The organism is Streptomyces sp. H27-H1 (assembly GCF_026627445.1).
In the GTDB taxonomy this organism is placed as follows: domain Bacteria; phylum Actinomycetota; class Actinomycetes; order Streptomycetales; family Streptomycetaceae; genus Streptomyces.
The window spans coordinates 212783-226804 of sequence record NZ_JAPNLJ010000004.1 but is presented as its reverse complement, the minus strand read 5'-3'; the positions used below and the strand labels follow the sequence as shown (position 1 = coordinate 226804).

At 71.2% G+C, this 14022-nt stretch carries 11 protein-coding genes and 3 tRNA genes; 7 read left to right on the top strand and 7 right to left on the bottom strand.

Annotated elements, in window-relative coordinates; genetic code table 11:
* The first annotated feature begins 135 nt into the window (after nt 1-135).
* The gene (locus tag OTB20_RS05880) at nt 136-1311 is read left to right on the top strand and encodes a carboxylate-amine ligase (protein ID WP_267815519.1); all 1176 of its coding nucleotides are present in this window, start codon (nt 136-138) and stop codon (nt 1309-1311) included.
* 139 nt (nt 1312-1450) lie between these two features.
* Here OTB20_RS05880 and OTB20_RS05875 read toward each other — a convergent pair whose 3' ends face one another.
* The 4 genes from OTB20_RS05875 to OTB20_RS05860 all read right to left on the bottom strand — a co-directional run bounded on the left by OTB20_RS05875 (nt 1451) and on the right by OTB20_RS05860 (nt 2449).
* Nucleotides 1451-1654: a cold-shock protein gene (locus OTB20_RS05875; protein WP_267754785.1), complete on the bottom strand. Its 204-nt coding sequence runs from the start codon at nt 1652-1654 to the stop codon at nt 1451-1453.
* A 385-nt stretch (nt 1655-2039) separates the two neighbouring features.
* Nucleotides 2040-2113, bottom strand: a tRNA-Ile gene (locus OTB20_RS05870).
* 185 nt (nt 2114-2298) lie between these two features.
* A tRNA-Asn gene (locus OTB20_RS05865) sits at nt 2299-2371 on the bottom strand.
* Between the two features lie 5 nt (nt 2372-2376).
* Nucleotides 2377-2449 (bottom strand) — tRNA-Asn (locus OTB20_RS05860).
* A 146-nt stretch (nt 2450-2595) separates the two neighbouring features.
* Between OTB20_RS05860 and OTB20_RS05855 the strand changes: the two genes are divergently transcribed.
* On the top strand, nt 2596-2904 hold the full coding sequence (locus OTB20_RS05855) for a YtxH domain-containing protein (protein WP_267815518.1): 309 nt from the start codon (nt 2596-2598) through the stop codon (nt 2902-2904).
* A gap of 152 nt (nt 2905-3056) precedes the next feature.
* Nucleotides 3057-4496, top strand: coding sequence for an FGGY family carbohydrate kinase (locus tag OTB20_RS05850; RefSeq protein WP_267815517.1), 1440 nt, complete (start codon nt 3057-3059; stop codon nt 4494-4496).
* Between the two features lie 70 nt (nt 4497-4566).
* On the opposite strand, the gene OTB20_RS05845 is transcribed toward OTB20_RS05850, so the two are convergent.
* On the bottom strand, nt 4567-4932 hold the full coding sequence (locus OTB20_RS05845) for a hypothetical protein (RefSeq protein ID WP_267754746.1): 366 nt from the start codon (nt 4930-4932) through the stop codon (nt 4567-4569).
* Nucleotides 4933-5181: 249 nt separating this feature from the next.
* Between OTB20_RS05845 and OTB20_RS05840 the strand changes: the two genes are divergently transcribed.
* Together OTB20_RS05840 and OTB20_RS05835 are read left to right on the top strand one after the other, a co-directional pair.
* A complete protein-coding gene (locus tag OTB20_RS05840; RefSeq protein WP_267815516.1) occupies nt 5182-6915 on the top strand; it encodes an ABC transporter ATP-binding protein in 1734 nt (577 codons plus the stop codon).
* Nucleotides 6912-8837, top strand: a complete 1926-nt coding sequence (locus OTB20_RS05835) for an ABC transporter ATP-binding protein (RefSeq protein ID WP_267815515.1) — start codon at nt 6912-6914, stop codon at nt 8835-8837. Before OTB20_RS05840 ends, OTB20_RS05835 begins: the two co-directional genes overlap by 4 nt.
* A 54-nt stretch (nt 8838-8891) precedes the next feature.
* Here OTB20_RS05835 and OTB20_RS05830 read toward each other — a convergent pair whose 3' ends face one another.
* Entirely contained in the window at nt 8892-9989 is a 1098-nt protein-coding gene (locus OTB20_RS05830; protein WP_267815514.1) for an RNA polymerase sigma factor, read from the bottom strand.
* A gap of 153 nt (nt 9990-10142) precedes the next feature.
* On the opposite strand from OTB20_RS05830, the gene OTB20_RS05825 reads away from it, so the two are divergent.
* Nucleotides 10143-10745, top strand: coding sequence for a hypothetical protein (locus OTB20_RS05825; RefSeq protein ID WP_267815513.1), 603 nt, complete (start codon nt 10143-10145; stop codon nt 10743-10745).
* Nucleotides 10742-11722: a nucleotidyl transferase AbiEii/AbiGii toxin family protein gene (locus OTB20_RS05820; RefSeq protein ID WP_267815512.1), complete on the top strand. Its 981-nt coding sequence runs from the start codon at nt 10742-10744 to the stop codon at nt 11720-11722. The genes OTB20_RS05825 and OTB20_RS05820 overlap by 4 nt, the downstream gene beginning before the upstream one ends.
* Here OTB20_RS05820 and OTB20_RS05815 read toward each other — a convergent pair.
* Complete coding sequence (locus OTB20_RS05815; protein WP_267815511.1) at nt 11719-13878, bottom strand: molybdopterin oxidoreductase family protein; 2160 nt, start codon at nt 13876-13878, stop codon at nt 11719-11721. The two genes, OTB20_RS05820 and OTB20_RS05815, sit on opposite strands and share 4 nt — an antisense overlap.
* Nucleotides 13879-14022 lie beyond the last annotated feature (144 nt).

Here is a 14022-nt window from a genome sequence, read left to right as displayed (position 1 = left end):
GGAACCGGGGTCCCGCGACGGGACGCTGGTTGCCGCTAACTCGCCACCACCACCGGACATTTGACCGGATAGGCGCGCTCTCCTCGCCTGGAGTTCAGCTCATGATGAAAAGACTCGTATGTCCAGGGAGGCGTAGTGATCGAACCTGGCACCAGCACCACGAGCACCGGTACCAGCACCACGAACACAGGGGCACCGAGCGCGACCGATCCGGTCTTTCCGCTCACCGTGGGGGTCGAGGAGGAGTTCCTCCTCGTCGACGCCCGCACCCTGAGGGTGGTCCCGGCCGCCCCGCTCGTCCTGTCCACCGCCGCGGGGCTCCCCCACGAACTGCACGCCGAGGGCACCCGCTACCAGGTGGAGATCGCCACCCCCGTCGCCGACTCGGCGGTGATCCTGCGCAGGGAACTCGCCGGCCTGCGGCGCACCCTCGCGCGGGCCGCCCGCGCGCACGGCTGCCGGCTGCTGGCCGCGCCCTCGCCGGTGTTCGCCGTGGAGGGCCCGCTCCACCTGACCGACGACGAGCCGCGCCAGCGCGAACAGCACCGGCGCTTCGGCGCGCTCACCGACACCCTCGTCAGCTGCGGCCGGCACATCCACATCGGCACCCTCGACGTGGACACCGCGGTGGCCGTCTCCAACCGGGTCCGGCCCTGGCTGCCCACCCTGATCGCGCTGGCGGCCAATTCACCCTTCTGGGGAGGCCGCGACACCGGCCACGCCAGCTGGCGGGCGATGGCCTGGGCGGGCTGGCCCTCGGCGGGACTGCCGCCGCACTTCACCTCAACGGCCCACTTCCGGCGCTCCGTGCAGACCCTGCTCGGCTCCGGGGCGGCCCTCGACACCAAGATGGTCTACTGGGACCTCCGCCCCTCGGGGAACTGGCCGACGCTCGAAATCCGCGCCCCCGACATGTCCCCGGACATCGACTCGGCCATCCTCCAGGCCGAACTGGCCCGCGCCCTCGTCGCCACGGCCCTCCGCGAAATCGCCGAGCAGCGGCCCGATCCACCCGTACGGGACGACGTACTGCGCCTCGCGCGCTGGCGGGCGGCCCACGACGGGCTGGAGGGCTTCGGCCTGGACCCGTACACGGGCGTCGAACTCCCGGCGGCGGACCTGGCGGAGGCGCTGCTCGACCGGGTGGCCCCCGAACTGGACGCCTCCGGCGACCTCGACCACGCGTCGAGAACCCTGGCCGGCCTGCTGCGCAACGGCTCGGGCGCCCACCGCCAACGCACGGCCTTCGCCCGCCGCGGGGACCTGACGGACGTCCTGCGCCATCTGGTGGAGGAGACGGAGGCCTTCTGACCCCCGCCCTGCCCCACGCCCTGCCCCCCGTCCTGACCCCCTGCCCTGGCCTACGCCGCGATCAGAGTCCGACCCCGGGATCAGGGAGACGCCGAAGGCCCGGAGCCGCGTGATGCGGCTCCGGGCCTTCGGCAAGGGCTTAGGCCGGAACGATGTTCTCGGCCTGGGGGCCCTTCTGGCCCTGCGTCACGTCGAAGTTGACGCGCTGGCCCTCCTGGAGCTCACGGAAGCCCTGGCTGGCAATGTTCGAGTAGTGGGCGAACACGTCCGGGCCGCCACCGTCCTGCTCGATGAAACCGAAGCCCTTTTCGGCGTTGAACCACTTCACGGTGCCAAGAGCCATGCTGATCTCCTTCTAGGGGACGGGTTCCACGCGGTGCGGAACCCTGATACGACCGCCTGGTCCGGAGGTGCTGGACAGCGAAAACGCCCACGGCGTCAACACCGCGGGCGAGAACTTCGGAACCACGACTGCGTGACGAAAACGCTACAGGAGTCACCGGCCCACCTGCGCCGCATGCCGGACACTCGATACGACGGTTTCCGGCTGTACGCACCACTCCAGGGCGGATGTTCGCGCACGAGTTCGAATCGCACGGCGCACGGATTGGCGTACACGGCCGACGGGAGGGTGCTGCAGAACGGGTCGCGAAGGGTCCGCGAGGCGAATGACCCGAGGACATCAGGCCAAAGACCCTGCGTCCGCAGGTCACGACGATTCTTCCGAGTGGGGCGGGTGGGACTCGAACCCACGGCCGACGGATTATGAGTCCGCTGCTCTAACCGGCTGAGCTACCGCCCCTTCACGGCGTGGCGCGTACATGTGTGCGCGCCGTCTGCCGCAGCATAGCCGCTCATACGATCTCCTGCCTCGGATGCCTCGCATGATCGGCTTCGCCTGCCCGGAGAGACAGCGCGGGGCGCTGCCCGGTTGCGCGTAGTGGGTAAAAAAGAAAAAGGACCCACCCGGGGTCCTCTTCCTTCTTGCTCCCCCGACTGGACTCGAACCAGTAACCTGCCGATTAACAGTCGGCTGCTCTGCCAATTGAGCTACAGGGGACCGCGCTCCCCCGACTGGACTCGAACCAGTAACCTGCCGATTAACAGTCGGCTGCTCTGCCAATTGAGCTACAGGGGATTGCTGCGTTGCACCGAACAGCCCACCTCCGGCCTTGGCCAGGGGGCGAGCGCCCGTTGCGAGTCATAGATTAGCGCAAGCAGGGGGGTGCTCCGCCAATCGGTATCGACAGCGGGCCGGGCACCACACGACGAAGGGTGGCAGGCATGCGTTACAAGGTCACGTTCGCGGTCGGACTGGCCGTCGGGTACGTCCTCGGGACCCGGGCCGGACGCGAGCGGTATGAACAGTTGAAGAAGTCCGCACGCGAGCTCGCGCAGAACCCCGCGGTGCGCAACACCGCCGAGAGCGCTGGTCAGAGCGGCCGGGAGTTCGCCGGCAAGGCCTTCGCCGCGGTGAGCGACAAGATGGGCCACGCGGTGCCGGAAGCCCTGGCCGGGCGGGTACGGGGCCTGCGGGCGCGGGTCGGCGGCGGTGGCGCGGGCGAGGACGACTGGGGCACCAGCAACACCTGACCGGTCGGGTCCCACACAGGTTTGCGCCCGGTGCGGGACATGGCTGCGCCCTGTCCCGCACCGGGGACCGGGCCGTCCCGCACCGGGACCGGCCCGGTCCCGCGCATACCGGGGCGGTCGAACCCGCGCCGGCGTGCGGCAGAATCCTCCGCATGGGGATAGTCGCCGGGCTGGACAGCTCTTCCGCATTCACTCGCATCGTCGTCTGTGACACCGAGACGGGCGCCGTGCTGCGCCAGGGGTACGCCCCTCATCCGCAGCCCGCCGGCGAGGCCGTGCCGCACGAAACCGATCCACAGGCCTGGCTGCTCTCGCTCGGCGAGGCCGCCGGCGGCGGGCTCCTCGAAGGCGTGCAGGCCATAGGGGTCTCCGCGCAGCAGCACGGTCTGCTGCCGCTGGACGCGCAGGGCGGCCTCGTCCGTCCCGCGCTGGTCGGCAACGACAAGCGCGGACAGGCCGCCGCCGCCGACCTCATCGAGTCGCTCGGCGGTCGGCAGGCCTGGGCCGGGGCCGTCGGCTCGGTCCCCCATTCGGCGCAGCCGGTCGCGAAGCTCGCCTGGCTGGCCCGTACCGAGCCGGAGGCGGCCCGGCGGGTGGCCGTGCTGATGTCCCCGCACGACTGGCTGGTGTGGCAGCTGCTGGGCCGGCCGGCCCGGCGGACCACCGACCGCGGTGGCGCCTCCGGTACCGGGTACTGGTCGGCGGCCACCGGCGCCTACCGGCCCGACCTGGTCGAGCTCGCGCTCGGGCACCGGGCACTGCTGCCCGAGGTGCTCGGACCGTCCGAAGCCGCCGGGACCACGCCCGAGGGGCTGCTGATCTCCGCCGGTACCGGCGAGACCATGGCGGCCGCGCTCGGGCTGGGCATGGGGCCCGGCGACGCCGTGGTCTCGCTGGGCGCCTCCGGGTCGGTGATGGCGGTGCACCACGAGGCACTGTCGGAGCCGGGCGGGCTGATCACCTCGTTCGCCGACGCCGCCGGGATGCACCTGCCGGTGGTGAACACCCTGAACGCCGTACGGGCCCTGCGCGGCACCGCCGAACTGCTGGGCACCGATCTGGAGGGGCTGAGCGAGCTCGCGCTGAAGTCGACCCCGGGCGCGCACGGACTCGTACTCCTGCCGTACCTGGAGGGAGAGCGGACGCCCAACCTGCCGCACACCGCCGGGACCTTGTCGGGGCTGCGCCGGGACTCCATGAAGCCGGAGCACCTCGCACGGGCCGCCTTCGAGGGCATGCTGTGCGGGCTGGTGGACGCGCTCGACGTGCTGCGCAGCCGCGGCGTGGAGATCCGCCGGGTGTTCCTGCTGGGCGCGGCGGCCGACCTGCCCGCCGTACAGGCCTTCGCGCCGGGGCTGTTCGGCACCCAGGTCCTCGTACCGGGGCCGGCGGACTACGCGGCGCTGGGCGCGGCCCGGCAGGCGGCGTGGGCACTCGGCGTGGCCCGGGGCACCGCGGCCCCCGACGCCCCGCCCGTGTGGCCGGCGCCGGCGGCGCAGCTGTTCGAGCCGGACGAGGAGTACCCGGCCTGGCAGGGCGTGCGCCAGCAGTACGTCGCGACGCGGGACCAGATCCACCCGGGCGCGTTCTAGGCAGGTCCCCGGGCCGGGTCTTCGAGCCGGGTCCCGGGGCCGGGCCGGGCCGGGCCGGGCACGTCGCTGCTCAGGACAGCTGCGCCTTCACGTGGTCGATGACCGCCTGGAACTCCTCCGTGGGCGAGAAGTCGAGGTACTCGGTGTCCTCGAGGGCCTCTGGAGCGTGGCCGGGTTCCCAGTAGCAGGCATCCCCCGCCGAGTAGATCTGCTCGCCGTCCTTCGTGTGCATCTTGATCCGGCCCTTGAGCACGTAGGCGTAGTGCGGGCACGGGCACAGGTCGTCCGGCAGTCCCTTGAACGCCGGGGTCATGTCCACGCCCTTGTCGAACCGCCCGAACGCCACCGAGTAGCCTCCGCCGAGCTCCTGCACACGCACCTCGGCGCCAGGACCTGCGACAACGACGGGGGTCTGCTCGCGATTGGTTGCCGTCATGGGTTCCTCCACGGCCGATCCGTCCCGAGATTCCCCCCAGGATTCCCCCGGCCACGCACTCTCTCCCTCCCCCAGTCTCCTCCCGGCCCACGCGATCGGCACGGCGCGCGGGCACGGCGCGGCAGGCCTAGGACTCACGCTCCGCGCGTACTCCTTTTGACCTGCCTTTGCGAAAAGCGTTGGGGATCAGACCTCCGTTTGGCTCAAGATGGTGTGAACCCCCTCGATCATGCCGACCGGAGCCTGCGCGTGCTCATACGACTTCTGCGGACCCACCTGGGCCCGTACCGGAAACCGATCGCCGTGCTGGTCCTGCTGCAACTGCTGCAGACCAGCGCGAGCCTCTACCTGCCCACGCTGAACGCCGACATCATTGACAACGGTGTCGTCAACGGCGACACCGGGTACATCCTGCGTTTCGGCGCGCTGATGCTCGGCGTCTCGCTGGTACAGCTCGTCTGCAACGTCGGCGCCGTCTACTACGGAGCCCGCACCGCCGCGGCCTTCGGCCGGGACCTGCGGGCCGGCATCTTCGACCGCGTGCAGAGCTTCTCCGCGCGTGAGCTCGGCCACTTCGGCGCCCCGTCGCTGATCACCCGTACGACGAACGACGTGCAGCAGATCCAGATGCTCGTCCTGATGACCTTCACTCTTATGGTCTCGGCGCCGATCATGTGCGTCGGCGGTATCTTCATGGCTCTCTCGCTCGACGTGAAGCTGTCGGGCGTGCTGCTGGCCGTGGTCCCGGTCCTCGGCCTGGCGGTCGGCGCGATCGTGCTGAAGACGCGGCCGCTGTTCCGTGCGATGCAGACGCGTCTGGACACGGTCAACCGGGTCCTGCGCGAGCAGATCACCGGCAACCGTGTGATTCGCGCGTTCATCCGCGACGACTACGAGAAGGACCGCTTCCGCAAGGCCAACGCGGACCTCACCGGCGTCTCGCTGGCGGCCGGCAAGCTGCTCGCGCTGATGTTCCCGACCGTGATCGTGGTCGTGAACATCTCCAGCGTCGCCGTCATCTGGTTCGGCGCGATGCGCATCGACAGCGGCGGCATGGAGATCGGCCAGCTGACGGCCTTCCTCGCCTACCTGATGCAGATCGTCATGTCCGTGATGATGGCCACCTTCATGTTCATGATGGTGCCGCGCGCCGAGGTCTGCGCCGAGCGCGTCCAGGAGGTGCTGGACACCGAATCCAGTGTGATCCCGCCCACCGACCCGATCCGCAAGCTGCTCCACCGCGGCCGCCTGGAGTTGCGCGGCGCCGACTTCCGCTACCCGGGCGCCGAGGCCCCCGTCCTGCGCGGAGTCGACCTGGTGGCCCGCCCCGGCGAGACCACCGCGGTGATCGGCTCCACCGGCAGCGGCAAGTCCACGCTGCTGGGGCTGGTCCCCCGGCTGTTCGACGCGACCGGCGGCGACGTGCTCGTGGACGGGGAGGACGTACGGCGCATCGACCCGGAACTGCTCGCCCGGACGGTCGGCATGGTGCCGCAGAAGCCGTACCTCTTCTCCGGGACGGTCGCCACCAACCTGCGCTACGGGCGCCCCGACGCCACCGACGAAGAGCTGTGGCACGCGCTGGAGGTGGCGCAGGCCAAGGACTTCGTGTCCGAGCTGGAGGGCGGGCTCGACGCGCCGGTCAACCAGGGCGGAACCAACGTCTCCGGCGGCCAGCGCCAGCGGCTCGCGATCGCGCGCACGCTCGTTCAGCGCCCGGAGATCTACCTGTTCGACGATTCCTTCTCGGCCCTGGACTACGCGACGGACGCCGCACTGCGCTCCGCGCTCGCCCGGGAGACCGAGGAGGCGACCGTGGTCATCGTCGCCCAGCGGGTCTCCACGATCCGCGACGCCGACCGGATCATCGTCCTCGACGAGGGCCAGGTGGTGGGCGAAGGGCGCCACCACGAGCTGATGGCCGGCAATGAGACCTACCGGGAGATCGTGCTCTCCCAGCTGACTGAGGCGGAGGCGGCGTGAGCGGGCCCGGAGGACGGATGATGATGGGGCCGCCGACGACGCGGTCCATGGACTTCAAGGGCTCGGGCAAGCGGCTGCTGCGCGAGCTGGCGCGCGACCGGGCCAAGCTGTGGGGCATGATCCTCGCGGTCTTCGGCAGCGTCGCCGCGTCGGTGACCGGCCCGAAGATACTCGGCGAGGCCACCGACCTCGTGTTCGCGGGGATCGTCGGCCGGAACATGAAGGCGGGCACCACCAAGCAGCAGGCGCTGGACGGTCTGCGCGCCAAGGGGCAGGACGGGATGGCGGACATGCTGTCCGGCACCGACTTCACCCCGGGCAAGAGCATCGACTTCGGCGCCGTCGGGACGGTGGCGCTGTGGGCGCTGGCCGTCTTCACGCTCGCCGGCCTGCTGATGCTGGTCGCCACGCGACTGTCGAACCACATCATGAACGCCGCCGTGTACCGGATGCGCGAGCAGCTGCAGGCGAAGCTTTCGCGGCTGCCGCTGTCGTACTTCGACCAGCAGAAGCGCGGCGAGGTGCTCAGCCGGGCCACGAACGACATCGACAACATCGGGCAGACGCTCCAGCAGACGATGGGGCAGCTGCTCAACTCGTTCCTGACGATCATCGGCGTGCTGGCGATGATGATCTGGATCTCGCCGCTGCTGGCGCTGGTCGCACTGGTGACCATCCCTGTGTCGGTGTACGTCGCCGCGAAGATCGGCAAGAAGTCGCAGCCGCAGTTCGTGGCGCAGTGGAAGACCACGGGCGCCCTGAACGCGCACGTGGAGGAGATGTACTCGGGTCACACGCTGGTCAAGGTCTTCGGCCGGCAGAAGGAGTCCGCGGCCCTGTTCGCCGAGCAGAACGAGGCGCTGTTCAGGGCCTCCTTCAAGGCGCAGCTGGTCAGCGGGATCATGCAGCCGGTGATGCTGTTCATCTCGAACATCAACTACGTGCTCGTCGCGGTCGTCGGCGGTCTGCGGGTGGCCTCGGGCACCCTGTCGATCGGTGACGTCCAGGCCTTCATCCAGTACACGCGCCAGTTCTCGATGCCGCTCACGCAGGTCGCCTCCATGGCGAACCTGGTGCAGTCCGGCGTCGCTTCCGCGGAGCGGGTCTACGAGCTGCTGGACGCGCCGGAGCAGGAGCCGGACGCGGAGGTTCCGGAGCGTCCGCAGACCCTGCGCGGCCAGGTCACCTTCGACAAGGTCGCCTTCCGCTACGCGCCGGACAAGCCGCTGATCGAGAACCTCTCGCTCAGCGTCGACCCCGGTCACACGGTCGCGATCGTCGGCCCGACCGGCGCCGGCAAGACCACGCTGGTCAACCTGCTGATGCGGTTCTACGAGGTCACGGGCGGGGAGATCGCCCTCGACGGCGTGGACATCGCGAAGATGACCCGCGAGGAACTGCGCGGCGGCATCGGCATGGTGCTCCAGGACACCTGGCTGTTCGGCGGCACCATCGCGGAGAACATCGCCTACGGCGCCACGCGCGAGGTCACGCGCGCCGAGGTCGAGGAGGCCGCCCGGGCGGCCCACGCCGACCGGTTCGTCCGCACACTGCCCGAGGGCTACGACACGGTGCTGGACGACGAGGGCGCCGGAGTCAGCGCGGGCGAGAAGCAGTTGATCACCATCGCCCGGGCGTTCCTGTCCGACCCGGTGATCCTGGTGCTCGACGAGGCGACGAGCTCGGTGGACACCCGTACCGAGGTGCTGATCCAGAAGGCGATGGCGCGCCTCGCGCACGGCCGTACGTCCTTCGTGATCGCGCACCGGCTGTCCACGATCCGCGACGCGGACCTGATCCTGGTGATGGAGAGCGGCTCCATCGTGGAACAGGGCACGCACGAGGAGCTGCTGCTCTCGGGCGGCGCGTACGCGCGCCTGTACGCGGCGCAGTTCGCGCAGGCCGTGGCCGAGGTCGACTAGCGCGGCCGGCCGGACCGTTCGGCGAGGGGCGCCCTTCGGGGCGCCCCTTTTCCGTCAGTCCAGATATCCCCTCAGCTGGTCCGCGAAGGCGTGGTCGCGGAGTTTGTTGAGGGTCTTGGACTCGATCTGCCGGATCCGCTCCCGGGTCACCCCGAAGATCCGCCCGATCTCCTCCAGGGTGCGCGGCCGCCCGTCGGCGAGCCCGTAGCGCAGCTGGACGACTTTGCGTTCCCGCTCCCCGAGGGTGGAGAGCACCGCTTCCAGGTGCTCGCGGAGCAGGAAGAACGCGGCCGATTCGACCGGGGAGGCGGCGTCGCCGTCCTCGATGAGGTCGCCGAGCGCGACATCGTCCTCCTCGCCCACGGGTGCGTGCAGCGAGATCGGTTCCTGGGCGAGGCGCAGCACCTCCAGGACCCGTTCGGGAGTCAGCTCGAGGTGGACGGCGACCTCTTCGGCGGTGGGTTCGTACCCCCGCTCCTGGAGCATGCGGCGCTGGACGCGGATCACGCGGTTGATCAGCTCCACGACGTGGACGGGCACCCGGATGGTGCGGGCCTGGTCGGCCAGCGCCCGGGACATGGCCTGGCGGATCCACCAGGTGGCGTAGGTGGAGAACTTGTAGCCGCGGGCGTAGTCGAATTTCTCGACGGCGCGGATCAGTCCGAGGTTTCCCTCCTGGACCAGGTCCAGCATGGTGAGTCCGCGGCCGACGTAGCGCTTGGCCACGGAGACAACGAGCCGCAGGTTCGACTCGATGAGGCGGCGTTTGGCCATGCGCCCCATGACGACGAGCTTGTCGAGGTCGAGGGTGAGCTGAAGATCGAGCTGAGCTCCGCTGCCGAGCTTCTCCTCCGCGAACAGCCCGGCCTCCACGCGCCGCGCGAGCTCGACCTCCTCGACGGCGGTGAGCAGCGGGATCCTGCCTATCTCGCGCAGGTACTGCCGGAAGAGGTCGGCGGACGGTCCCGCCCCGCCGGAGCCCTCGGCCGCGCGTTTGCGCGGCGCGGGCACCTTCTCGGCCAACTCCGGGACCTCGGGCTCCTCCGCCTCCTCCTCGTGCATGGCGTCGGCCTCCGGCTCGGCCTCTTCGGCCGCGGGCACTTCGGCGGACGGGCTGACGGTGACGGTGACGGTCAAGCTCTGGGTCTGCACGGGGGCGACCTCCACAGGCTCCGAGGACGGGTGCACCGCACCTCAGTGTGGGGTACGACACATCGCTGCCACGAGGGGCGTGCGACCACTTTCTGGGTCCGGTGCGTGACCCATGGTTACCCCCGGACCAGAACCCCGATGCGGATCGGACACATGTCCGAGATGATCGTCGCCATGCCCGTGTACGAATCCCACATAACCGTCCGCTGCCCGGACCCGGCGGAGCTGGCCCGGCTCGAAACATGGTCCGGGGAACGGAAGTTGAAGGTGACCCACATCGTGCTGGCCCGGGGCCGGATGACCTCGCAGCCGATGCTGACCCTGCCCGACCGCGAGGGCCACGAGCGGCTGGTGCCCGCGCTGCGCGCGGCCGGCTTCGACCCGGTCCGGGTCAAGGTGGAGACCGTCCCGTGGAGCACTGACCCGGCAGGCCCGGGCGGCGGCTACTACGAACACCATCTGGGGCTCCGGCTCCCGGCCGACTGGGACCGTGCGGCCCTGGAGTCCCTGGCGGTCCGCCATGCGGCGCACCTCTCGTGGAACGCCCGCCGGATCCTGACCGGGGCCCGCCACGAGCGCTTCGTGACCCAGCGCTGCCGGGGCACGGCGCAGCGGGCGGCGGCGCAGTGCGATGCGCTGGTCGCCGCGCTGGTGGAGGCCGGGTACGACATCCGCTCCGAGGAGCGGGAGTTCGTGCTGTACGACAGCGACCTGTCGGTGGACGACGGGTGGATCGAGGAGGAGCCGGTTCCATGAGCGGCCAGGAGTGGAAGCCGTCGATTCCAGGCGGACCGGATGATCCGGCGGAACCGGAGACGGAGCGGACCCGGCGGATGTCGGAGCCTCCCCGGACCATGCGGACGAGCGGCAGGAGTGACCCGGCCGGTGTGGCCTTCGATCCCGCGCTCAAGCACTTTTACGAGGCGTACCGGCCGCTGGATCCGGTGATCGCGCAGCCGGCTGCGCGGGCGGCCTGGCGGTCGGCCCGACGCTCCGCGATGGACGTGGCGTTGCGCGCGGTCGGGGCCTCGGGCTTCGCGGATTCGCTGGTGCTGCGCGGCAGCACGCTGATGTCCCAGTGGTTCAGGAAGGCTTCGCGGGAGCCGCACGACCTGGACTTCGTCGTGGTCCCCGTGGACTGGATGATCGAGGAGGACCGCACCGGGCGGATGCTGGAGGCCATCGCCGCCGAGGCCGATCGCAGGGCGGGGTACGCGGATCTGGTGATGCCGGCGTCGGAGGCGGTCTCGGAGTACATCTGGACGTACGAACGGGTACCGGGGCGCAGGCTGGTCCTCCCGTGGTCCTCGCCGGGCACGCGCGGCGGTCAAGTCCAGCTGGACTTCGTCTTCAACGAACCGCTGCCCGTCGCGGCGGAGCCCGTGAAGGTGGCGGGGGTCCAGCTCCTGGGGGCCACCCGGGAACTCTCCCTCGCCTGGAAGCTGGTGTGGCTGGCCGGGGACATGTACCCGCAGGGCAAGGACCTGTACGACGCCGTCCTGCTGGCGGAGAGCTGCGAACTGCCGTACCCGCTTCTGGCGGAAGTGTTCCGGCTCTCCGGGGAATTCGAGGCGGGTGGCGTCCAACAGCCGCCCACCCCAGGGGTGTTCGACGGGTTCGCGCGGACGGACTGGAGCACGTTCCACAAGGAGTACCCGGGGATCCCCGGGTCCGCCGAGTCCTACGCGGGCCGCCTGCTGAAGGCCCTGGAGCCCACCTTCGCGGCGGGCTAGGCCGGTTCCACCCGGACCGCGCAGACCTTGAACTCCGGCATGCGGGAGACGGGGTCCAGCGCCGGGTTGGTCAGGGTGTTGGCGCGGCCTTCGCCCGGCCAGTGGAAGGGCATGAAGACGGTGTCCGCGCGGATGGTGTCCGTGATGCGGGCCGGGGCGAGGGCGCGGCCGCGGCGGGAGGTGACGGCGAGCGGGGCGCCGTCGCTCACGCCCAGGCGGGCCGCGAGGCGGGGGTGGAGTTCCACGAAGGGGCCGGGGGCGGCTTCGTTGAGCTCGTCCACCCGGCGGGTCTGCGCGCCCGACTGGTACTGGGCGACGACCCGGCCGGTGGTGAGCAGCAGCGGGTACTGCGCGTCCGGGACCTCGGCGGCGTCGCGGTGGGTGACGGGGACGAAGCGGGCCCGGCCGTCCTCGGTGGCGAAGCGGTCGAGGAAGAGGCGCGGGGTGCCGGGGTGGGGCTCCCCCGGAGCCGGAGCCGCTGCCGGAGCCGCAGCCGTGCCCGGCGGGGCGGCCGCCGGGCACGGCCAGAAGACTCCCTGCTCGGCTTCGATCCGGGCGTAGCTGATGCCCGAGTAGTCCGCCGGGCCGCCCGCCGAGGCGCGGCGCAGCTCCTCGAAGACCTCCTCGGGGTCGGTCGGGAAGGCCTTCGGCATGCCCAGCCGGGTGGCGAGGCCGTGCAGGACCTCCAGGTCGGAGCGGACGCCCGGCGGCGGGGACAGGGCCCGGCGGCGGAGCAGGACGCGGCCCTCCAGGTTGGTCGTGGTGCCTGTCTCCTCCGCCCATTGGGCGACCGGGAGGACCACGTCCGCCAGGGCCGCCGTCTCGGACAGGACCACGTCGGCGACCGCCAGGAAGTCCAGGGAGCGGATGCGTTCCTCGATGTGGGCCGCGCGGGGGGCCGAGACCACCGGGTTGGAGCCCATCAGGAGGAGGGCCTTCACGTCGGTGCCGAGGGCGTCGAGGAGTTCGTAGGCGCTGCGCCCGGGCCCGGGGAGCTCGTCGGGGTCGACGCCCCAGACCCCGGCGACGTGGGCGCGGGCCGCCGGGTCGGTGAGCTTTCGGTAGCCGGGGAGCTGGTCGGCCTTCTGGCCGTGTTCGCGGCCGCCCTGGCCGTTGCCCTGGCCGGTGAGGCAGCCGTAGCCGGAGAGCGGGCGGCCGGCCCGGCCGGTGGCGAGGCAGAGGTTGATCCACGCTCCGACGGTGTCGGTGCCCTTGGACTGCTGCTCGGGTCCGCGCGCGGTGAGCACCATCGCGGCGGAGGGGGCGCAGAACATCGCGACGGCTTCGCGGAGTTTGGGGACGGGCACGCCGGTGATCCGCTCGACCAGCTCCGGCCAGTGCGCCATCGCGCCCGCGCGGGCCTCCTCCCAGCCGGTGGTGCGGGAGGCGATGAACTCCTCGTCCGTGTGCCCGCCCGCCACCACCAGGTGCAGCAGTCCGAGCGCCAGCGCGAGGTCCGTGCCGGGGCGCGGTGCCAGGTGCAGGTCGGCCTGTTCGGCGGTGCGCGTGCGGCGCGGGTCCACCACGATCAGCGTGCCGCCGTTCTCGCGGAGCTCCCGGAAGAAGCGCAGCGCGGGCGGCATGGTGTCGGCGGGGTTGGATCCGACGAGGATGACGCAGCCGGTCCGGGGGATGTCCTCCAGCGGGAAGGGCAGCCCCCGGTCGAGCCCGAAGGCCCGCTGGTGCGCGGCGGCGGCCGAGGACATGCAGAACCGGCCGTTGTAGTCGATCTGCGAGGTTCCCAGCGCGATGCGGGCGAACTTCCCGAGGGCGTAAGCCTTCTCGTTGGTCAGCCCGCCGCCGCCGAACACCCCGACCGCGTCGGCCCCGTACGACCGTCGCGTGCGGGCGAGGCCCTCGGCGACGGCGTCGAGGGCCTCCTCCCAGGTGGCCGGCTCCAGCCGCCCGGCGTGGGTGCGGATGAGCGGCTGGGTGAGGCGCACCCGGGAGGAGAGCACGGCGGGGGCGGTGCGTCCCTTGCCGCAGAGCGCGCCCCGGTTCACGGGAAAGTCCACCCGCTCCTCCACCGTCACGCCACCCGCTCCGCCCGGTTCGGGGCGGAGGTTCATTCCGCACTGCAGAGCGCAGTACGGGCAGTGCGTGGCGGTGACGGCGGCGGAGGCGGTATCGGCCGGTGCGGCTCCCGGGGTGTGCATGGGCCCACCATGCGGCGGCGGTGTTACGCGCGCCGCCGCCCCCTGTTACGCCTCTTGTACGGGCACCTCAGCACGAGCCCCGCCGTCCGGTGAGGGCCGGCGGAACTCGGGTCCGTGGAGGATCTCCCCGTACACGATCCGGCC